We start from the raw sequence: 21,228 nt of genomic DNA, 5'->3' as shown, positions 1-21,228 counted from the left end.
AGAACGGTCAAGGTGATGCGGCCAGGGGACAACAGGGAGCTCCCAGTCTCAAGGACCGCCTGCAAGGTGCAATGGCCATGTTGCGCCAGGGCAACGTCGAAGAGGCGGAGCACGCCCTCGAGGATATCCTGGACGAACAATCGGAAGTCCCCCAGGTCTACCTGGGCCTGGCGCGCTGCGCCGTCAAGCGCAACGACTTCGAACGCGCCCTGGACTGCGTGCAGACGGCACTGTCCCTGAAACAGGACCTGCCCAACGCCTACAGCCTGCGCGGTGAAATCTACCTCGCCTTCGACGAGGTGGAATCGGCTTTTGACGATTTCCAGAAAGCCATTGAATTGAAACCCTCCCTGGTCAAGCCGCACATCAGTCTGGCGCAGATGTACCTGGAGGACGGCCAGCCGGAGCTGGCGCGCGAACACGCTGAGATTGCGCTGGAGTATGAGCCGCATCGCGATTCGCTGCGCCTCATGCTGTGCAATATCTATGAGGAGTCCGGCGATCTGATCGCGGCCCAGGAAGAGGCCTATCACGCGGCACAGGCGAACCCGGACAGCGTCGCGGCGCACATCAAGCAGGGCGCGATCTCGCTCAAGCAGCGCGACTACCTGCGCGCCGAGCGCTCCTTCGAAAAGCTGCTCAAGTTGAAGCCGGATTCCGCGATGGGCAGCTACTTCCTGGCCCTGGCGGCGCTGGGCCAGCAGAAATACCAGCTGGCGGAGAGCACGCTGCTGCAGGCACGCGAACTGGCGCAGGAATCACCGGAGCAGTCGATGCCGGACCTCGCCCAGAAAATCGAGCAGAAGCTGGTGACCGCCTACAGCAAGCAGGGCAAGCACGAGGAAGCCCTGGTGGCGGTAAAAGCGATGGTCAAACGCACCCGCGATACCCGCGCACTGAAGCAACTCGCGGACGTTTACTTCGAGCTCGGCCAGTACGACCTCGCCAACCAGCAGTATCGCGCCATTGCCTTAAGCAAGGACCGGCTGACCGCGCGCAGCGCCGAGTTGCGCGATTTGCTGCAGGCACAGGACGAGGACCCGCAGGAACTGGCGGAAGCGTGGCGCGCTGCCTATTCAGGGCTGCGCCAGGCCGGCGCAGAGCCCGAAGAGGAAGACGAGGTCACCGAGGCACAGGTGGCGCAGCTGGTCAGCTCCAATAGCTGAAGCAGCGCCGGAGCGCCATCGGTGTCCACCTCAGTCTGTTCCCGGGTAGCGAGGTAAGCCTTGGCCGATCCACTGTTCATCCTGGCTCCGCCGCGGTCCTACACGTCCCTGGTCAACGCCATGCTGGGTGTGCATCCGCAGGCGTTTGGCCTGCCGGAGCTGAACCTGTTTACCGTGGAAACCCTGGCCGACCTGTGGAGTACGCGGGGTAAGAACGGCCAGGACATCTCCGAGTATTCGACGCGCAAGCATGGCCTGTTGCGCACGGTCGCCGAGATTTATGCCGGCGAGCAGAGCACGGATTCGATCCAGATGGCGCGCCACTGGGTGAACCGCCGCTTCCATCGCACCACCGGCGAGATCTACCGGGAACTGGTGGATGCCGTCGACCCGTTGATCACGGTGGAGAAGAGTCCGGCCTATGTGGTCAACCCGCAGTTTATGGAACGTATCCTGGAGACGTTCCCCAACGCGAAGTTCATCCACCTCGTGCGCCACCCCTGGGGGCAGTGCAAGTCGGTGATGAACCTGCTGCAGCTGTCGGCGCTGGTTACAGACAGCATCGATTACTCGGGCGACGAGCCGATCCTGGACCCGCAGATCGCCTGGCACGACAGCCATATCAATATCCTGGAGTTCCTGGAGACAGTGCCCAGGGAGAACTACATCCGCGTGCTCGGCGAAGTGTTTCTCGAGCATTGCGACGAACAACTGGCGATGGTCTGCGACTGGCTCGGCATCCGTTCCGATGCGCAGGCGATCGAGGCGATGAAACACCCGGAATCCTCGCCGTTTTCGTGTTTCGGCCCGGCGCATGCGGCCCTGGGGAACGACCCCAACTTCCTGCGCAAGCCGCACTACACGCCGTTTCGTCCTAGCAAGCTTTCGCTGGACGAGCCCTTGCCGTGGCGCCCCGACGGGCGCTCTTTCAACCACTCGGTTGTAGCACTGGCACATGATTTCGGGTACTGAAGGCGCCCCGACGAGCGCGTCTTCAAGCATTCGGTTGTAGCACTGGCATATGATTTCGGGTATTAAATAGGATGGGATTCGCAATCGAGACAAGCGCAGTGGATGACAAACCCAGAAAACGCAGACGTCTGGGTCACTACGACTACAACCGTGACGAAAACCCGCTGCCCGACAAAGAGCGCAAGTGGCGGGACACCCAGAAGCAGAAACTGCTGAAGAAGTTCGCGGACGAGAAAAAGCAGCGGCAGCAGGAGTTCGTCGAACTCGACCCCTCGCGCCTCGGCGGTCAGTTTACCGCTGTCTTCGCGCAACTCGCCGGGTCGGAAAATGCCCCCATCAGCAACAGCACCGTTACTGAAATCCAGGACTACAGCAAGAAGCTGGGTGCGGACATAAAGTGGATCCAGGCCCTGCTCAAGGAACTACAGCGCGAGAAAGATTTTCTCGACGACCTGGAAAAATGGATGCTCGAGGGGCACAAGGCTGCGGAATACCCCGGCCCCGATCGCCTTGCCGCAGCCACCGAGGGTCCCTCGGTCGCGGCCAAGCCGCGGCAGCGCAGGAGCGAGGCGGCAGTGGCCAGCGAGTCAGCACCATCCGCTGAACCCGCCAAAGAACAATCCGTTGAGCAGCAATCCGTTGCACAGCCGAGCGCGACACAGGGTGGGCAGGGCAATGCCGAGTAGCAGTCTTGTCTGGCGCCTGTGCGTGCTCGTCCTGCTCGGCCTGGCCAGTGCCTGCCAGGCGCGGCAGGACGCCAGTGGTGCGCAGTCCATCGAGGTCGGCGGCGAGCAGCGCGAGTACCTGGTCTACGTGCCTCCCAACCTGCCCAAGGATGCCCGTCCGCCCCTGGTGCTGGTCTTCCACGGCGGTATGGGTAATGCGGCGAAGACCGAAGGCTTTACCCACATGGATGAGGTGGCACGGGAGCACGGGTTTATCGTGATCTACCCCGAGGGCACGGTACAGCGGTTTTCCGAGCGCCACCGCACCTGGAATGCCGGCGTCTGTTGCGGCAACTCGGTGCGCAAGCGCAGTGACGATGTCGGGTTTGTCGGCAGCCTTATCGACATGGCGGTGGACAAGTATGGCGTCGATCCGCAGCGGGTGTACGCCACCGGTGTCTCCAACGGCGGGATGCTGACCTATCGACTCGCCTGTGAGATGTCCGACCGGATTGCCGCGATCGCGCCTGTCGCCGGCACCCTGGCGCTGACCGGTTGCAAACCCGAGACCCCGATTGCCGTACTGCATGTCCACGGTACCGCGGACGAGAACGTGCCGGCGCAGGGCGGTGTCGGCAAACGCTCGATCACCCGGGTCGATTATCGCTCGGTAGAGGAAAGCCTGGCGCCGCTGGAGGCCGGGAACCGCTGCAGCGGTGAGCCGAGCGCAGATACCCTCGCACCGCAGCGGGTCATGGAAACCTACGCCTGCCAGGCTGCGCCGGTGCAGTACCTGAAGCTGATCGGCGGCGGGCACACCTGGGCCCTGGGGGAAGGGGAGGGCGCGGCGCTGCGCCTGAGCCAGCGGATCTGGGAGTTTTTCTCCGCCCAGCAGTTGCAGAAGTAGCCAGAGCAGGTCATCCGCCCGGCGCATATCCTGCCACCCGCCCGGCGCCGCACGCAGCAGCGCCGGTCGCACGTGGCCAGTAGAAACGATTGAGGTTGCGAACGTGCCCTTTACGCAAAGCGCGGAACGCGCGATACATTACATCCAGATGCCCAGTGAGCGCGGCGCGCAAGCCGAGCACGTGGTGCTGATTCACGGGCTCGCCACCAGCTTAGCGTTCTGGTACCTGCAGATCGCGCCGGCGCTGGCCAAGTACTTCAATGTGCTGCTGTACGACCTGAGTGGTCACGGCCGCAGCCGGATGCCGAAGTCCGGCTACACGCCGCGGGAAATGGCCGACGACCTGCGCGACCTCATGGACCACCTGAATATCGAGAAGGCACACGTTATCGCCCACTCCTTCGGCGGTCTGGTCGCCCTGCAATTCGCCCGGCACTATCGCCCGCGCCTGATCACCCTGACCATCGCCGACAGCCAGCTCTACTCGCTGCGCGCGCGCAAGCAGCCCTGGGAGCACGGCCGCAAGATCCAGGCCGTGTTGCGCAAGAGCGGTCTCGATGTGGATGTGGGCGACCCGTTCTTTGGCTACCGCATGCTCAAGGAGGCGGCCCGCATGCAGGTCGACGACCAGCACGCGGACGTCGAGGCGCTGCGCGAGTGGGTGCATCCGTTCATCGGCAAGGCCGGCAAGCGCGGTGCGCGACAGTGGCTCAAGTTGCTCGATACTACCGAGGCCGAGCGCGAGATCATGACCAACGATGGCATCTCCGACGAGGTGCTGGCGGAACTGGACCTGCCGACCCTGGCTGTGTATGGCGAAATATCCCAGGCGCTGACCTCCGGCAGGCGCCTGGTGGAACTGATGCCGCAGGCGCAGCTGACGGTCGTACCGGGAGCGGGACACTTCTTCCCGGCGTCGCGGCCGAAGATGCTGATCGGCGCCTGGTCAAGCTTTACCCGGGTCGGGGACGAGCATGCCTGACATGATGGGGAAAGCCGCGCGTGTCCGCTGAGATGAAATTCAACAAGGTCGGGATCAACCCTGGACTGGCGGCGAAGGACTTCCGGCGCATTGCCCGCGGCGGCTTCGGCGACGGCCACAATGCCTATGCGCACTCCATGGCCTATTTCCGCGGCAAGATCTACGTCGGCACCACTCGCGGCAACTTCCCGCTGATGAAGGCGCGCCTGCCCATCGGCATGAACCCCTGGCCGGTGGAGTGCCCGGAGAATCCCTTCGACCTGGACCTGCACGCGCAGATCTGGTGTTACGACCCGCTTACCGACCAGTGGGAGATGGTCTATCGCTCGCCCACTATCATCGGCGATCACGGCAAACCAATACCCCGTGAGCTCGGCCTGCGCGGTATGGCCGTGTTCCAGGCCGCGCACGAGACCGAGCCGGCGCTGTATGTGGCCACATGGTCACCCGCCAAGGGGCCTGGCTGCCTGGTACTGCGTACCGTGGACGGGCGCACCTTCGAACCCTCTTGCGAGCCGGGCCTCGGCGGTCTGCCGGTGACGGTGATCCGCACTCTGATCGAGTTCAAGGGCAAGCTGTATACCTCGCCCGCGGGCAGCCGCGGCGGCAACCCCAACGTGGCCAAGCACTCGGTGGTCTTCGAGTGCGCCGATCCCGCCGGCGGCATCTGGAAGCCGGTGAGTGAACTCGGCTTCGGCGACCCCACCAATCGCACCGTCTTCGAGATGATCGGCTTCGGCGACCACCTGTACGTCAGCACCCTGAACCTTGAGGGCGGCCAGATCTGGCGCTCTACCCTGGAGGGCGAGGAGCCCTACGAGTGGGAGAAAGTCATCGAGCTCGGGGCGTATCGCGGCGAGTTGAACCAGGCCGGTTGTTCCATGCTGCCGTTCAAGGGCGCGCTGTATATCGGCACCGGTATCCAGGGCGGCGGGGTGGATACCCAGAACGGGATCGGCCCTGCGGCTTCCGAGGTATTCCGCATTCACCCGGACGGCTCCTGGGACCTTATCGTCGGCGAGGCGCGCGACACGCCGGATGGCTACAAAGAGCCATTGTCAGGCTACCGCCCCGGGTTCGACAATTACTTCAACGGCTACTTCTGGCGCATGGTCGAGCACGAGGGCTGGTTGTACCTCGGAACTTTCAGCTGGAACTCCCTGCTTGGCTACGCCCGGCGCGAGAACTGGCCGGACTTTTTCAGTTCCATCGTCTCCGAGGTGGGTGAGCGCTTCATCATGGAGAACCAGTGCGGCTTCGACCTCTACCGCACTTTCGATGGCGAGAACTGGGTGCCGGTCACTATCACCGGTTTCAACAACCCGTTTAACGCCGGTCTGCGCACCTTCGCGTCCACCGAGCACGGCCTGTTCCTCGGCACCGCCAACCCGTTCGGGCCGCGCGTGCGGCCGATTGGCGAAGAGGAGCTGGTTGACAACCCCGATGGCGGCTGTGAAGTTTACCTCGGGAAACACCTCGACTGAGTACACGATGAGCAAGGGAAACCAGGAACAAAAAGCCACCAGCGTGCCGGTACCGGCATTGCTCAAGCGTGGTGTCGAGGTCAGCAGCCGCAACGGCCAGCGATTCTTTATTCGCGACCCGGAGACCGGGCGCCAGCTGCTGCTTAGCGCCGAGGCGTTCTTCCTGATCGACGCCCTCTCCGGTGAGAACGACATCGCTGTGGTCACCGCAAAATTCCGCGAACGATTTTCCCGCGACCTGCACGACGACGAACTGCAACTGACCGTGGAGTCGCTGACCGGTGCGCGCCTGTGGGGACGCCGGGCCAGCCAGCACCCGGTGATCGGGCCGCTGCTGCCCGCTGAGGACGCGGCCCCCGGGCACACCACGCGGCGGCGCGGGACCCTCAAGCGGCGGCGTCAGCGCATTGGCGCGGCGCGCAAGGCCGAGCGGGTTTCCAACCTGCCGGTACCCGCCGGGCTGTCGCGCGGCAGCGAGTCGGGTGACGAGGCCAGCCCCGAACAGCCTGCGCCCAAACGCGCCGACGCAACAGCAAAACCCGAACGCCCTGCGCCGGCCGCCGAGAACGCCGGGGCAGAGGAGTACGTGGATTCGCCCAATGGCGAGGTCTTCCTGCGCGATCGTCCCGGCAGGCGGCGACCGGAGCCGGCCGCTGAAGAAGAGGAGGTCATCGTCGGCGAGTACATGCCGGTGGATGACGAAGACGACGATGACGAGGCCTTCGAAGCCGACCGCGATCACCCGCTGGATGCGGGCGTCGGTATGGGCGCTGCCACGGGCATGTTCGGGCGGCGCAAGATGGCCGGCGCGATGGGTGCCGGTGCCGCCATGGGTGCCGGTATGGGCGCAGGCGTGGGCGCAGGCGTGGGCGGTGGTATGGGCGGTGGTATGGGCGGAGGCATGGGCGGTGGCATGGGCGGCGGTATGGGCGCCGGTGCCGGCCAGCAGCGCCAGAAACGCGGTAACAGCTCCGTGTTTCCGCAGTTCAAGCTGTTCGACCCGAACCGCCTGCTCGACGGTATCCTGGCCGTGGCCGTGCCGCTGCGCAAACTCCTGCTCTGGGCAATTCCCCTGCTGTTGATCTCCGGGGTGTTCCTGATCGACCAGCACCTCGAAGGGTTCTTCGAGGAGTTCCGGCGGCTCATGAGTTCGCTGTCGTTCCTGGCCCGTGCGGCGTTGAGCCTGCTTACCGTCAACCTGTTCAGTTGCCTGTCGCGTGGTGCCACCGCCAAGTTTTTCGGCATGAAGGTGCGCGCCTTCGGCGTGCGCCTGATCTTCTGGGTCATCCCGCGCTTCATGGTGGCGGCGATCGTCGAGCCCACCGCGCCGCGGGTACAGCGCGCCTGGGTGGCGGCGATGCCGTTGCTGACCAAGCTGTTTATCTCCGGCGCCGGTATCATCCTGTGGTACCTCACCCGCGCCGACGACAGCGGGCTCTCCCACTTCTGGTTCTGGGTGGGGGTGATGGGCTTTTCCACCTTCGTGATCACCAGCATCCCGCTGTTCCCCTCCGCGGGCTACCAGTTGCTGTCGATCATGCTGGACGAGCCCGAGTTGCGGCAGAAGGCGTTCCTGTCCCTGAAGGCCGGTGTCACCGGTAAGCCGCAGCCAGAGGGCGGTGGCCTGGCACTGGCGGCTTTCGGCCTTACTTCGCTGGCGTTCATGATCTTTGTGCTGGGTTTCCTGTTCTACATGGTCGGCAGCCTGGGCAAGGAGTATTTCAGTACCACCGGGATCACCGTGGTGGTAATGGTCGGCAGCCTGTTCCTGTACAAGATCTTCGCCAATGTCGCCAAGAGCGCGAGCGAGCGCGAGGAGCGCCAGGCACAGGCCCAGCAGCCGCGGCGCGGCGGCGGGGCCGTGGCGCGCACTGGTCGCGCCGGCGCGCCGAGTACCGCGCGCGGCACCCAGGGCAAGCTCAAGCGCAAGGCCGAACGCGATGCCGAGAAGAGTGGCGGCTGGCTGAAGTGGATCGTCATCGCCTGCCTGGTCGGCGTGATGTTCCTGCCGTATTCCTATGAAAGCGGTGGCCAGCTGCTGATCAAGCCGGTGGCCTACCAGGAGATCACTACGGACTTTGGCGGCATCATTCGCGAGGTCTACTACGACGGCGGCGAAACCCTGAAAAAGGGCACGCTGATCGCCAAGCTCAACTCGGCGGATCTCGCCGGCCAGATCAAGATCTACGAGGCGCGCATCAAGGAACAGCAGGCGGTGCTCGACCGGCTGCGCGCCAAGCCGACACCCGAGGAGTTGCGCCTCGCCGAGCAGGCCCTGGAGGTCGAGCGCACCAAGGCGGCCTACAGCAAGAAAGACCTCGAGCGCAAAGAGAAAATTTTCGAGAAGAATGTGATTTCCGAAGAGGAAATCCAGAAAGTTCGCCGCGAGTACGAGGTGGATGTCGGCAATGTGCGCGAGGCCGAGGCCAACGTGGAACTGGTCAAGGCCGGTGCGACGGCGGAAGAACTGCTCGCGGCCGAAGCGGAATTGCAGCGCTGGCTGGAAGAGCGCAACCTGGCCCAGGACAAGTACGACAAGTCATTCCTCTACATGCCCTTCGACGGCAAGCTGGTGACCCTGTACCTCAAGCAGCGCGTCGGCCAGTACCTGAACACTGGCGAGGTCTTCGCCGTGGTCGAGGACACGCGCAACGTGATCGCGGAAATCGAGGTGCCGGAGTTCGACTCCGACGTCGTCGAACTCGGCTCGGATGTGCGCGTGCGCGTGTGGGCCTTCCACGACCAGATTTTCCCCGGCAAGGTGACGGCCATCGACACCAACGTCGAGGAGCGCTCCTTCGGCAATATCGTCAAGGTGATCACGCGGCTGGACAACCCCGAGGAGCGCCTGAAATCCGGCATGACCGGTTACGCAAAAATTTCCGCGGAAACGCGCCCGGTGTGGCAGGTGCTGTTCCTGACCATCGTGCGTTTCGTGCAGGTCGAGATGTGGTCGTGGATTCCGTGACGCGAGCGAACGGCGCTTAGCCGGTAACCAGAAGGAATACGCATACAATGTTGCGCAGAGGTGATTTCATCAAGGTGGGTTGGGACGGCATGGGCAATGTGCGCAGCCAACTCGCCCAGTCACTGGCCTATTTCAACGGCTACGTCTATCTCGGGGTAACCCACCACGCCGGACACGGGCCGCAGGACTGCGCGCGTATCCTGCGCCTGACGCCGGGCACCTGCGACTGGGAGGTGATGTTCACCTCACCGCTGGTGGAAGCCGACGAGCGGGCCGCGGCCCAGGACACGATGCGCAAGATGATGCGCGCCGGCAACATGGATTTCCAGACCGAGGAGATGGTGCCGCTGTACCGCGGTATCCGCAATCTCACCGTGTTCCAGTCGCCCACGGATGCGTACCCCGCACTCTATGCCGGCACCATCAGCAACTGGGGCGCCCACGTCCTGCGTTCCGAGGACGGCGTCAATTTCGAGGTCGTGTCCGAGGCGGGTATGGGCAACGACAGCATCATGTCGTTCCGCTCCCTGGTGCCGTTCAAGGGGCGCATGTTTGCCGCGCCGACCGGGACCGCCACGGACAAGGGTTTCGACCGCAACCTGCGCAGCGACCCGACAGTCTATGTCTCCAGCGATCCCGCGCGTGGCGACTGGCAGGCGGCCAACGAGCCCGGCTTTGGCGATGAGCGCAATATCGCCATCACCCGTCTGGCGGTATTCAACGACCACCTGTATGCCAGCGTGACCAATCCGTACCGGGGTTTTGAGCTGTGGAAGACCACGGCGGAAGGCGAGCCGCCCTTCCAGTGGAGCCGCGTGCTCGAGTGCGGTGCCTACCGCAACAACCTCAACGAGATGGCGCCGACCATGGAAGCCTTTGGCGACGCCCTGTACGTGGGTTCCGGCATCGCCGGCCTCGGCTACGACCCGGAGCACGATGTCGGTCCCGCCGCGGCGGAGTTGATTCGCGTGCGCGCCGACGACAGCTGGGACCTGATCATGGGCACCCACCGCGCCACGCCCGACGGCTATAAGAAACCGATCTCGGGTGAGGGGCCGGGCTTCAACGAGCAGTACAACTCGGTGATCTGGAGCATGGCTGAGCACAACGGTTGCTTCTACGTCGGCACGCACCAGGTGGAGACCTGGGTGGCGGCATTCCGGCCGGGGCTCAGCGACGGCGGTGGCGGTTTCCACCTGTGGGCGACCGAGGACGGCGACAACTGGGAAGCGGTCAGCCTCGATGGCTTCGGCAATCGTTACATGTACGGTATCCGTTCCTTCGTATCGACACCGCAGGGCCTGTACTTCGGCACCGCCAACAACTACATGAAAATGCGTCGTCGCCGCGGCGGCCGCTTTGCCGAGCAGGCCGAGGTGGAGGAGGATCCCAACCTCAACACCGGCGCCGAGGTCTGGCTGGGACAGCCCTGAGTCGCTACTTCACTACCAATAAAAAAGGCGCCTCGAGGCGCCTTTTTTGTTTGCGCATTCACGCTCAGCTGTAGCCGAACATGTTGGCGTAGTGACGCAGGGTGTCGGAGAAGTACAGGTTGGCATCGTAGTCCAGCGGACCTTCCAGGCTGACATCCGGCACCCGGTACTCGCGCAGGGCGGGCTTTTCCATGAAGCTCGGGTCGTTGCCGAACTTGGCGTTGGGCGGTCCCTCGCAGGCGTAGGGCGAGTTCTCCGGGTGCATCATCGCCTCGATGGCCTCGTCGTCCTGGCGGATCTCCAGCCATTCGCAGATCTGGCGGAGGTAGTTGCGCGGGTCTGCCATCAGGTCCTCACCCTTTACGCGCAGGTGGTTCGGCGCGGGAATACCCTCGAGGAATTCCATGATCTGCACGTGCGGGTCGCGCCACACCGAGTCCGGGTTGGCGTCGAAGCCGCCGGAGCGGCCGCCCTGGTCCTTGATGTCGGCCATCAGCTTTACCAGTGATTCGCAGGTGCTGCGCGGGTGCCGGGTCAGGTGCAGGTAGCGGGCGTCGGGGAAGGCCTCCTTGGCGCGCTCGAATGCGTCGGGCTCGTAAACATACATGGGGCTCTTGTCGACCAGGCGGCGCGGCGCCGCCCATTCGACGAGGTCCTTGTACACGTCGCCGGTACTGCGATTGGCCTGCTCGCGCAGCCATTGCTTGGCGGCGTTCACATCCTCCTCGGACTGGCCGCCCAGGCCGAGTTCGGCGATGGCGCGCAGCAGGCCGTGCTGGAAGCGCGGCCGCACGAAGTACCAGCGAGACAGGTGGCGCACGGTGTCGCCGCCGAAGAGGTTAACCTCCGGCAGTCCGTAGAGTTCCGGGTGTTGTCCCACCATGCCACAGACGATGGAGGTGAAGGAGCGGGGCGGAGCCAGGATAAATAACGGTGCAGTCATCGTAGGATTCTCGAAAAGGTTAGCGGAGTTTCGAGTTCTGTGCGCGGAGTCAGGGTCAATCCGCGCACCACAGTTCAATGCCGGCAGAGGTCTTGCCGCTGCTGGCCGGAACTACCATCAATCCGGCGGGCGTCGAGAGCAGGCCGCGGATTGCATAGTTGTCCGGGTTGTTGCCGAGACCGGTCTGCGTGACGGTGTCCCAGTTTACGCCGTCTGCGCTGCAGTACAGGGCGTAGTGACCGGAGAATTTCTTGGTCTCCTGGCGCAGGTACTGGACCCGTTGCTGGCTGAGGTCCTCGCGCTGGTGGCGCGCGCCGCGCGGCAGGTAGCTGGGCCAGAAACGCCAGTCGCTGGTGCCGATGTACAGCAGGCCGTGATGCTCGGTCATGGTCCAGAACGCCTGGGTGAACAGGTGGTCGAAACCGGCGCCCTTGCCGCTGAGCGGTGTTTTCAGGCCGTCCGGCGTGCAGCGGCTCTCACCGCAGATCAGATCCCAGCTGTCGTCGTCGTTGACGCGAATCAGTTCGGGAGCGATCGGGCCGTACTTGTCGTTGCCCCATTTGCCCTGGCGTTGCACGCCGGTGCCGATGTACAGGGCGCCATTGAACACCTGCATGCAGGTCGGCACGGGGTTCGCGGCGTAGCGATAGGCGCCATTGTCGATCACTTTTTTCCAGCGCGCCTGGCTGGTGCGCTTGGACGAGGATTTCCACACCTGGAAACCGCCGCGGCGGTTGAGCGTCGCCGCGTAGAGCTGGCCGTTGAATTCGATCAGGTCGTTGATCGACTCGTTGTGCTCGTCGCCGAAGTTGGGTTCGCTGACCATTTTCCATGGCTTGGTCAGGCTGGTATCGCTCTCGAAAACAGCGACCACGTCGGCGACGTTGTCGTCGGCCATACCGCGGCCCTTGTTTTTACCGACGGGCGAGGTGAAGACCTTGTTGCCCACGACACACAGGCGGCGGATGGAGGCGATGTCGCTGTCCGGCTGGTTCAGGCCGGCTTCGCCGCATTCGCGAAAGGTGCTGCCATCCTCGGTGGCGACGATGATCACCTGGTCCTGCAGCGAACCGATACCGAAGTACAGGGTTTCCACGCCCTGTTTGTCGGTGGTGATCGCGTGCGCGCGCACACTGCGGTCGCGAGCGACGGGTTCGCCGTCACCGACCACGGGGCTGGAGTACACGCGCTCCCAGCGGTTCTCGGTGGGCGAATAGCGGCAGATTTCAGCGCCCAGGGCGTTGTCGTCAGCCGGTGCCTGCTTGCCGCGGGACTCGGTTTTCAGCGGGCCGCGCCCGCCGCCCACGTACAACCAGTCCTGGTACCAGATCATCGACTGGCTGATCCTGATGGTGGGGTTGAAAGGCGGCGGCGGCAGCAGCCGGAAGCTGTCTCGCGTCAATTGTGGTGGTGTACCGGACATCAGGGAGTGTTCCTATCAGCAACTTGTCAGCACTGGTTCAGCCGAGAGATTGACGCCGACGCAACCCGGCGGCGGCGCGTAAAAATCCCTGGTCAGTGGTAGTGTCCAGCCCGTAACTTGCCCCCCGGCAGACTGAACGATTTGGTCGATCCAGTATAGAAGAACAGCATTAAATTACAATCAAAGCGCAGGTTTTCTGCGGTAAAACCGCCCAGAGTGTGCCCGCTGTCACGCCCTCACTCGGGCTCGCCGACACCCACCCGCGGATTCTGCCGGCGATCGTCCCAGGAGAAGCGGAACTTGTCCTGGGGCACATCGGCCCTGGGTGATTCCTTGCGCAGCATGGGCGCGAAGGGTTGCTTGTCGTCCCAGTCGCCCATCTCGATCTGTCCCGAGTTGCCGTTGCCGTACACGATATCCAGCGCGCTCTTGTTGCCGTGGAATACGGCATCGTTCATCGCGTCCAGCGGACGGAACACGCCGTATGCCTTGAGGAACAGCGAAGGATTGCGCGCCGGCGTGTCGTGGCTGGCAGTGATCGCGCAGCCGTTGCGCGATTGCGAGCGCACTTCGAGGAAGGTCTTGTTGGATGCCGGCAGTTCGATCGAGTTGTACAGGTCGATGGCCATGCGGTGATCATTGACGTCGTCCTCGTCGTAGACCTGCATGACCAGGTGCGTATCGCGCGGGTAGGAGGACAGCATTTTCTGCGTGATATCGAAGCTGTACCACGGCGCCATGATGAAGATGTACGAACCCGCGCTGCCCCAGCCTTTTTCCACCAGCCCCTTGTAGGCCATGTACGGCGTGGCGCCGCCGCCGTAGGAATGGCCGACAAAGGCCACGCGGCTGAGGTCCATGCGAGAACCGTATTCGTCCACTGCGCGGGTGAATCCGTCCCACAGGGTTTCGTAGCGTTTTTCATTGGACGCGCCGAAAGCGCGGTAGGGCACGAACACCACGATGTTGCCGCGACTGGCCAGATTGCGCATCAGGTCGGGGTAGGTGTCCTTCCAGTCGTAGGCGCCGAAGGCATGGGAAAAGAAGATAACCGGTGCTTTAGCCTGTTTGCCCGCTGGCAGAAAGACTTGTATGTCCTTGCGTCGCCAGTGCGCGTTGCGCAGCGACTTCACGTCGTACTTTGTGTCGCCAAACGCACCGTAGCCGCTGCGCGGCGCGTCCAGGCGATTGCTGCACTGCGATGAGAGCTTTTCCGCGTCCTTGAACAGGGCGGCGTCCACGCTGGAAGCGCAGCCGCTGAGTGTTGCTACAACGAAAATCGAGAAAACAAGCTTGAGCCGGGTCATTGATACCTCTCCAGGACGCGGACCGACCGATCCGCTACCCGGGAGCATACGCTCCCGGCGCTGGACAGGTATCGGTTATTCGTACATCAGGAAAACCGGAGTCACGACCTCGGCAAGGTCGGGACCGACCTTGGATTCCGAATCCAGGTAAAGTCTGGTGAGCGTGTACAGGGCGTCAGTGTCGGTCGCCCCTACCGGATTTTCCCCCGTTGGATAAGGTACTTCGACACAGTATCCGAGGTCCAGTTCCTCGCTCTCGCACTGGCGCGCCATCTTCAGCACGTAGAGGTCTTCGAAATCGCCGATAGCGAGACCGTCGGCAAAGGCGGCGGCGTAGTAAGCGGCGCTGCCCGCGGCGCGGAAATCGGTGATGCCTGCGACGCCGGCGGAGTTTTCATCGATATATACCGAGTGATTGGTGTACAGCGCCTTGCCGGTGCGGCGGTGGTTGACGCCGACGAAGTACCAGAAATTCTCCGGATCGCTGGTCATGGTATAGCGGCGCGGGAAATCCATGCGCCGCTCGTAGAGCGCGTCCTGGTTGTCGAAGCCGCAACTGATCTCGTCGTTGATGCAGTCCAGGCCGGTGCGCGGGCTGGCTTCGATGCGGCGATACTCCAGTGGCGAGGCGCCGGCGTGCCGCAGCTTGATCGCTTCGACCAACGCGTCGCGGCGCGCTTCGATGCCCGGCAGCAAATCGTACTCCGAGCGGCCGGTAAAGCGCTCCTTGTAGGGGACGTAGGCGAAAGGTACGAAGTCCGCGCCGTTGATCGCCACGCGGTAGCTGGCAATCGGCAGCTGCTGTGCCCAGTCGGTCAGGGCCTGCTGGTCGTCGGGGATGCTCACGCGCATCAGCAGGCAGAACTCATCCGCCTCATTGGCATAGCCGGTGTACAGCGGTACTTCGACGGCACCCACGGGAATGCCGATCACGTTGATCGCCTCGGCCGGCAGGCCGGCAGCGGTCAGTTGCTGGGTAAGTTCATCGGACACCATCTGGTTGGGCGAGAAGATCACCGCCGTGGTGCGATCGAAGGGGTAGGGCGATGCACCTTCCACCGGGGCCGCGCCCAGGGCCAACTGGTTGAGCGAGTCGGCATAGCTGCCGCCGATGGCGATGCGCGAGCGCAGGGAGTCGTTGCCCGGGGTGGGCGAGTAGCGCGAATGCACGTTCGGCGTCAGGCCGAAGTAGTGCGAGGTCGGCGGCGTCTGCAGGATCAGCACGACTGCTTCGTCGTTGCCCACCATGTAGCCGGGGACACCGCCGATGCTGCGCCGCCACTCCCACTCGCGGTTTGGGAAGCGGGCGTAGCCGTACTGGCTGCTCGGGTTGTTGCCGAGGCAGTTCTTGCCGCTGGTGAAGCACTCGTCGATCTGGTGGAACAGCCAGCTGCCTTCCTGCACCACGTAGCGTCCGCTATCCAGTGCCAGCAGGGACTGGAAGCCGGTGGCGATGCTATCCCAGGACAGGGCGTCGTCGTCGTTGTCGGAGATGGTCACCCGGGCGCGGCTGTCGCTGAAACTCGCCGGCCCCTGCAGGTTGTCGAGATCGACAAAGAATTTTTCGGAGGGCTCATCGAGGTTGTCGTCCACCAGCGCGATGCTGATGGAGCCGCTGGTTTCACCCGCGGGGATCACCAGGGTGCCGCTGCCGCCGGCGTAGTCCGCCGGACTCACCGCCTGCCTGTCGCTGGTCTGCCAGTCGACGGAGATCGCCTCGCTGCTCGCCGCGCTCAGGCTGACCTCTACGACCGCGAAACCATCGGCCTCACCGGCGACCTTGTTGCCGATACTGACATCGACGGTCTGGGCCTGCACTGTGACTGCCAGTGCGCCGAGATACAAAGGCAGTATACGACGCACCAACGCTCCACTGACCGGTATGCTCCGGTCGATTGCTTGAAAAGTGAACACCACTGCAGCCCATCCCTAGGTACAAAGTTGATGTTCATGATTCTGGCATAACCGGGAGAATATGCAAGACAGTTGCAGTGCAAAATAGTGACACCCCAGTGGTCGGGGGACCACCGGGGGACGGGGGAGTCAGGCGCGCTGCGCCCGATTCAGCGCGAGCAGTTCTTGCAGTAGATGCTGCCGGCGCTGATTGAACCGTAGGGCGTGAACACGCGGATACCGCTGATTTTCTGGGCATTCGCCGGTACTTCGAACACCACCTCGGAGTCAGAGATCACGGTGAACGGCGCATTGATTGAGCCGTTGAGCAGAACGTCTGTGGTATCGCCCAGGCTATCCCCGTAGATGCTCACCAGGTCGCCGATCATTGCCCGGTCCGTGCTCAGGCCGCTCACGCTGGGCGGCGGCAGGACATCGAACTCGCCGGCGTAGATGCCGCCGGTGCTCGCGGTGTTCACCAGCACCGGGCCGTCGGTCGCGCCCTTGGGCACGGATGCCGTGAGTTTGCCGGCGGAAATCTCGGTGAAGCTCGCGGCCAGGCCGTTGAAGGTCACCCCGGTGACATCCACGAGGCCGCTGCCGGAGATGACCACCACGGTGCTCTCGCGCCCGGAAGCCGGTTCCATGCTGTCCACCTCGGCGGCGAGGACGCCGAAATTGCCCGTGCTCACGCCGTCGCCGGCGGAGTTGGTGACGGAAATCGGTCCGGCGCTGACGCCCTGGGGCACGTAGGCAACCAGTTGGTCGCCAGTCAGCTGTACGAAAGTCGTGGGCTGGCCGTTGAACTCCACGGCCTGCACATCGACGAAGAATTCGCCGTGGATGGTGACCGGTGTGCCCTCGGTGCCGGTGGCCGGTTCGAAGCCGATCACGCGCGGGGCGTAGTCGACCCGGGCCACGGGTTGCTCGATAAACTCGAAGACGCGGTGGGCGAAGCCGTCCATGATGCTGTGTTCCGCGTAGGCCTGGAACATCATGCTGCGGATGTCGCTGATGGTCTGCGCCAGGTCCTCGATGGGCGGCAATACCTGCTCCCAGCCGGACGTGCGCGGGTTGTCGCGCAGGAAGCCCGCGCTGTCGAGGAAGCCGCCGGCGTCGAGGGCGGCGACGATTTCGCGCGAGGCAGTGGCAGTGACGCCGTCGACTGCGGCGAAGTATTCCGGGTACACGGGCATTGCCCTGCCCACCACCATCTGCGCAGCGACACCGCGTTGCAGCAGCAGGTTGTGTGCGGTGACACCCATCTCCAGGGTGCTCAGGCTGTCGTTGCGCGCCTGGGCCAGCAGGGTCGGTACGCGGGTCTCGGTCATTTTCGGGTAGTAGCCGGGCGACAGCATGAGGGTCATGGTAGTCACCGGGAAATCCAGCTCGGCCTGTGCGCTCTCGTCGAACAGGGAGGCGAAGTAGCCGCCGGCGGAAACGCCGACCAGGTGCACCGGTTCGTCCGCGTGGATCACGCCGCGCGCGACCAGGTCGTGGCGCAGTGCGCTCATGCGCTGCATGTCGAAGTTGGCGGACGGCTCCAGTTCACTGTCCCAGGTGTCATCCAGCGGGTCGAATTTTTCCGGGACGATAACGCCAAAGCCGCGGGAAACCGCTTCCTCGATAAACACCTCGGCGGTCGGCCGCCGCGCCAGGCACCAGGAGCAGCTCTCGATGCCGTGGAAGAAGAAGATCACGCTGTGGTGCTCGGGCGGGAAATAGGTCAGGACCGAGGGGGTAATCCACGGCGAGACGTCCTTGTAGGTGGCGCTGACCGATACCGGGTGGTCGGGCATCAGGATGCTGGTGCGTGGCGATAGCGGGTCGTCCAGGAACTCGGCGTCGCCGGTCCAGCCGGCGAAGATACGCTGCATGCCGTTGGCCGGCATTTCTGGCCGGGCGGCGTCGTCCTCTGTGAGCAGGTCGGAGGTGTTGGCCGCAATGTAGACGGTTTCACCCGCGGCGTAGTTACCGCTACCGTGTCCCAGTTCCACGGCGAGTTGTGCCGCACCGGCGCCCAGGCTGCCCAGGGCGAGGCCGAGGCCGGCGATGAGCGGAGAGAGGGTGCGAGCGGTGCGCAGTGCGCCGGCAGGGAAGGAAGAGCGGAGAGACATTCTGGATTACCCGTGATTGCTGCTGGGTGCAAGTATCCAGCGCGGGCGTGAGATAACCCAGTGACATTTGGCTATGTCATGTAATAGCTAGAGGTTATTTCTTGGTGGGTGTGCCGTTGCGCGGTAACCGAGTGTCCAACGAGGGGTCAGAGTCGCGACTCTGACACCGGACCGGACCGGACCGGACCGGACCAGACCAGCCGAGCCTCCCAGCTTGTGAGGTCAAAAAAAAGGCCCCGCGTGTGCGGGGCCTTTCGTGGGTCCGGTGGTGGCGGCTCAGGGCGCCGTGGGTACCAGATGCTGCATCAGCATTTCCTGTTCGCCGCCCTGGGTAGTCAGTTTCACCTGGTTCAGCACGTGCATCGGCGAGGTGAAGTAGGAGGGCGTCTCCACCCGCGGGTGCGAGGCATCGAGGAAACCAAATGACGGGCGGTACAGCAGGGCCACATCGCTGAAGCTCTGGCCGCCGTCGCTGCTCACCAGGACCCGCAGCTGCTGGTACCAGTTGTACAGGACGTACAGTTCGCCGTCGTCGGTGTCCACGGCAACCTGCATGTAGGCGGTGCTGGCCGGGCCAGCCAGGTTATTGGCAGCGCCCCAGGTGCCACTGACCGCGTCGCGGCTGCGCATCTGCAGTGCCAGTTGGTCGGTGTACAGCACGTGCACGTTGCCGGCGCCGTCGCTGACCACGGAGTAGTGGGTGCCGTAGGGGTCGGAGTCGCGGGAGCTGGATGCGGGGTAGGTCCAGATCAGCTCGTTGTCCCAGCGGTCCGTGGGCAGCGCGGTGTTGGGCAGGAAAGCCCAGTAGGCGCTGATGATCTTCTCGCCAGCGACCTGCGTGGCGTCGGTAAATACCATGCCCATGCCGTCAGTGGTGGGGACCAGCTTGGCCGCCTTGGACGGGAACAGGTTGTCGCTGGCGAACAGCGCGTTGGAGTCCGACCAGAGCATGCCGCCGTCCGTGCTGTACTTCAGCTTGATGCGGATGCGCAGGGTTGCCGCGTCCTGGTCGGAGTAGGCGCACCAGGTGCGGCCGGCACCGTCCAGCCCGATCGACGGGGTGAAGGGGGTTGAGTCCGAGGCCGAATCCACTTCGGTGTTCAGACCCTGCGACCAGGTATGGGTGGTGCTGTTGTAGTCCAGACGCGCGTAGTGCACAGCGCCGGAGGCCAGGCCGTAGCACAGGTGCAGGCTGTTGCCGGACAGAACGCCGTCCATGGTGGAGGCCTTGTCGGTGGCGGCGAGCTTGATGCCCGCGGTCCAGTCACCGGCGCCGGACTTGGTGTACATGGCCAGGTCGCCGGAGGGGGAATCTTCGCCCAGGTTGATGATGATATGTTGCGCGCCATCACTGGTCTGCCACATGTGTTCCTGATTGCGATAGGAAATGATGCGTTCGCTGGCACCGACCAGCGAGGTGCTGGTGCCGCGGATCACGGCCTGCGCGTTGACCGCCTGGCTGCAAACACCGATTGCCGCTGCCACTGCCAGGCACTGAATGAGATACCGCCCCATGAGAGCTTGCCTCCTGCTGGATAACACTGGTCAGGCGCCGCCAGCGAGCACGCCGCAGCACAGAAATCCTGATCCCGAGGCCGCAGTGTAAACCCTTTTCTTGCATTAGGCGACGATTAACTGCAAATTACTTTCAGTGAACTAGTTGGCAATTGTTACCGGGGTGGTGTAATTTTTTCACAGTGCACCTCCGGGGTTACAGCTGAACTTCCGCGCGGCGGCCCTGTCGGTAATAAGGAACACAATGCCCTCCAACCCTTTTCCCGGAGTATCCGAAATGCGATCGCAGCTTTTGGCTGTCGTCATGCTGGTCGGCCTTGCCGTCGGTCTGGCGGCCTGCGGTGGCGGTGGTGGCGGCTCGTCCCAGACCACAGCCCCCCCGCCCGAACCGAACGAACCCAACCAGCCGAATGAACCCAACGAGCCCAACACCCAGGAAGTGTTCTCGACCCTCGAGCCGACCCTGGACGATTTTCGGGCGGACGACTACGTGTTCATCCTCGGCGATGCCAGTGGGCGCCTTTACACCTACACCAAAGGCGATGCCACTGAGACCGAAGTTCGCCTGGTGGCCTCGTTCTCCAAGTGGCTGACCAGCGCGGTCATCATGTCGCTGGTCAACGACGGCGTGCTCGCGCTGTCGGATAACCCGCAGAGTTACATCCCCTGGTGGACCAACGACCCCGCCGACCCGCGCAGCCAGATCACGATCGAGCAACTGCTGTCCTTCACCTCGGGCTTCTCGGTAACCGAAGACGATGATACCTGCGTGCGCGACGAGGACATGACGCTCGAGAGCTGCGCCATGGAGCTGTACCAGATTGGCATCACCGCCGCACCGGGCACCGAGTTCAATTACGGCCCGGCACACCTGCAAATTGTTGCCTATATCGCCGAACAGGCGGCCGGACAGCGCTTTGCCGACCTGTTCACCATGCTCGTGGCCCAGCCCCTGGGCATGACTAATACCAACGTTTTGACGGACACGGACAACCCCTACATTTCCGGCGGGTTCCGTTCCACGGTTGCGGATACCGAGCGCTTCATCCGTGCCATCATGACCGGTAATTTTCTCGCCGCGCAGCGCGATACCTGGGACGCCGACCGCACCGGGCCGCCGGTCACCCTGGGCAATGCTCCGCCCGGCCTGACCGTGGGCGACCTGGAGTGGCGCTACGCGCTGGGCCACTGGCGCGAGTGTGAGACCGCCGACTTCGATGCCGACTGCGCCGATACCACGGTGGTTTCCAGCCCTGGCGCACTGGGCTGGGACCCCTGGATCGACTACGACAACGGCTATTACGCCGTGGTGGCGTGGCAGGCCGAGGGTGCCGACATCCTGACTCTCCCGGGCGTGGCCAGCATCGAACTGGGCTATGACCTGCGGCCGCTGATCGAAGAGGGGCTCAACAGCCTGCGGTGATCTGGGGCGCCTCGCGTCGCCCTCGCAATC

Annotated in this window: 15 protein-coding genes; 9 read left to right on the top strand and 6 right to left on the bottom strand. The window is 63.8% G+C overall.

Features of this window, described 5'->3' with window-relative positions; genetic code table 11:
• Positions 1–71: 71 nt before the first annotated feature.
• The 8 genes from E4634_RS00660 to E4634_RS00625 all read left to right on the top strand — a co-directional run bounded on the left by E4634_RS00660 (position 72) and on the right by E4634_RS00625 (position 10,577).
• Entirely contained in the window at positions 72–1,166 is a 1,095-nt protein-coding gene (locus E4634_RS00660) for a tetratricopeptide repeat protein (protein WP_167854697.1), read from the top strand.
• Positions 1,167–1,226: 60 nt separating this feature from the next.
• The gene (locus E4634_RS00655; RefSeq protein WP_135440671.1) at positions 1,227–2,138 is read left to right on the top strand and encodes a sulfotransferase family protein; all 912 of its coding nucleotides are present in this window, start codon (positions 1,227–1,229) and stop codon (positions 2,136–2,138) included.
• 98 nt (positions 2,139–2,236) lie between these two features.
• Positions 2,237–2,824 (top strand): hypothetical protein, encoded by a 588-nt coding sequence (locus tag E4634_RS00650; protein WP_135440670.1) that lies wholly within the window; start codon positions 2,237–2,239, stop codon positions 2,822–2,824.
• The gene (locus tag E4634_RS00645; protein ID WP_135440669.1) at positions 2,814–3,710 is read left to right on the top strand and encodes an extracellular catalytic domain type 1 short-chain-length polyhydroxyalkanoate depolymerase; all 897 of its coding nucleotides are present in this window, start codon (positions 2,814–2,816) and stop codon (positions 3,708–3,710) included. Before E4634_RS00650 ends, E4634_RS00645 begins: the two co-directional genes overlap by 11 nt.
• Positions 3,711–3,813: 103 nt before the next feature.
• On the top strand, positions 3,814–4,692 hold the full coding sequence (locus E4634_RS00640; protein ID WP_135440668.1) for an alpha/beta fold hydrolase: 879 nt from the start codon (positions 3,814–3,816) through the stop codon (positions 4,690–4,692).
• Between the two features lie 20 nt (positions 4,693–4,712).
• Positions 4,713–6,176, top strand: a complete 1,464-nt coding sequence (locus E4634_RS00635; RefSeq protein WP_206046746.1) for a hypothetical protein — start codon at positions 4,713–4,715, stop codon at positions 6,174–6,176.
• A 7-nt stretch (positions 6,177–6,183) separates the two neighbouring features.
• Complete coding sequence (locus tag E4634_RS00630) at positions 6,184–9,144, top strand: HlyD family secretion protein (RefSeq protein ID WP_135440667.1); 2,961 nt, start codon at positions 6,184–6,186, stop codon at positions 9,142–9,144.
• A 47-nt stretch (positions 9,145–9,191) separates the two neighbouring features.
• A complete protein-coding gene (locus E4634_RS00625) occupies positions 9,192–10,577 on the top strand; it encodes a hypothetical protein (protein ID WP_135440666.1) in 1,386 nt (461 codons plus the stop codon).
• A gap of 64 nt (positions 10,578–10,641) precedes the next feature.
• On the opposite strand, the gene E4634_RS00620 is transcribed toward E4634_RS00625, so the two are convergent.
• From E4634_RS00620 to E4634_RS00595, 6 genes are all read right to left on the bottom strand, one after another.
• Positions 10,642–11,520, bottom strand: a complete 879-nt coding sequence (locus E4634_RS00620) for a sulfotransferase family protein (protein WP_135440665.1) — start codon at positions 11,518–11,520, stop codon at positions 10,642–10,644.
• Between the two features lie 55 nt (positions 11,521–11,575).
• A complete protein-coding gene (locus E4634_RS00615) occupies positions 11,576–12,943 on the bottom strand; it encodes a hypothetical protein (RefSeq protein ID WP_135440664.1) in 1,368 nt (455 codons plus the stop codon).
• A 236-nt stretch (positions 12,944–13,179) separates the two neighbouring features.
• On the bottom strand, positions 13,180–14,250 hold the full coding sequence (locus E4634_RS00610; protein ID WP_135440663.1) for an alpha/beta hydrolase: 1,071 nt from the start codon (positions 14,248–14,250) through the stop codon (positions 13,180–13,182).
• A gap of 75 nt (positions 14,251–14,325) precedes the next feature.
• The gene (locus E4634_RS00605) at positions 14,326–16,113 is read right to left on the bottom strand and encodes a Calx-beta domain-containing protein (protein ID WP_167854696.1); all 1,788 of its coding nucleotides are present in this window, start codon (positions 16,111–16,113) and stop codon (positions 14,326–14,328) included.
• A 200-nt stretch (positions 16,114–16,313) separates the two neighbouring features.
• Positions 16,314–18,260, bottom strand: a complete 1,947-nt coding sequence (locus E4634_RS00600; RefSeq protein ID WP_135440661.1) for an IPT/TIG domain-containing protein — start codon at positions 18,258–18,260, stop codon at positions 16,314–16,316.
• A 276-nt stretch (positions 18,261–18,536) separates the two neighbouring features.
• Positions 18,537–19,775 carry a sialidase/neuraminidase family protein gene (locus tag E4634_RS00595; RefSeq protein WP_135440660.1) on the bottom strand — a complete coding sequence of 413 codons (1,239 nt, stop codon included), beginning with the start codon at positions 19,773–19,775 and terminating at the stop codon, positions 18,537–18,539.
• A 277-nt stretch (positions 19,776–20,052) separates the two neighbouring features.
• Here E4634_RS00595 and E4634_RS00590 point away from each other — a divergent pair, with 277 nt between their 5' ends.
• Positions 20,053–21,198 carry a serine hydrolase domain-containing protein gene (locus E4634_RS00590; protein WP_167854695.1) on the top strand — a complete coding sequence of 382 codons (1,146 nt, stop codon included), beginning with the start codon at positions 20,053–20,055 and terminating at the stop codon, positions 21,196–21,198.
• Positions 21,199–21,228 lie beyond the last annotated feature (30 nt).

This window comes from Mangrovimicrobium sediminis (assembly GCF_004745945.1).
GTDB classification, from domain to species: Bacteria; Pseudomonadota; Gammaproteobacteria; order Pseudomonadales; family Halieaceae; genus Mangrovimicrobium; species Mangrovimicrobium sediminis.
Note: the sequence above shows the minus strand (reverse complement) of the source record. Positions and strands in the feature narration are given on the sequence as shown.

Coding starts and splice junctions, on each gene's coding strand:
- E4634_RS00660 (WP_167854697.1), top strand. CDS start 72: ATGGCCATGTTGCGCCAGGGCAACGTCGAAGAGGCGGAGCACGCCCTC.
- E4634_RS00645 (WP_135440669.1), top strand. CDS start 2,814: ATGCCGAGTAGCAGTCTTGTCTGGCGCCTGTGCGTGCTCGTCCTGCTC.
- E4634_RS00630 (WP_135440667.1), top strand. CDS start 6,184: ATGAGCAAGGGAAACCAGGAACAAAAAGCCACCAGCGTGCCGGTACCG.
- E4634_RS00625 (WP_135440666.1), top strand. CDS start 9,192: ATGTTGCGCAGAGGTGATTTCATCAAGGTGGGTTGGGACGGCATGGGC.
- E4634_RS00620 (WP_135440665.1), bottom strand. CDS start 11,520: ATGACTGCACCGTTATTTATCCTGGCTCCGCCCCGCTCCTTCACCTCC.
- E4634_RS00615 (WP_135440664.1), bottom strand. CDS start 12,943: ATGTCCGGTACACCACCACAATTGACGCGAGACAGCTTCCGGCTGCTG.
- E4634_RS00610 (WP_135440663.1), bottom strand. CDS start 14,250: ATGACCCGGCTCAAGCTTGTTTTCTCGATTTTCGTTGTAGCAACACTC.
- E4634_RS00600 (WP_135440661.1), bottom strand. CDS start 18,260: ATGTCTCTCCGCTCTTCCTTCCCTGCCGGCGCACTGCGCACCGCTCGC.
- E4634_RS00595 (WP_135440660.1), bottom strand. CDS start 19,775: ATGGGGCGGTATCTCATTCAGTGCCTGGCAGTGGCAGCGGCAATCGGT.
- E4634_RS00590 (WP_167854695.1), top strand. CDS start 20,053: ATGCGATCGCAGCTTTTGGCTGTCGTCATGCTGGTCGGCCTTGCCGTC.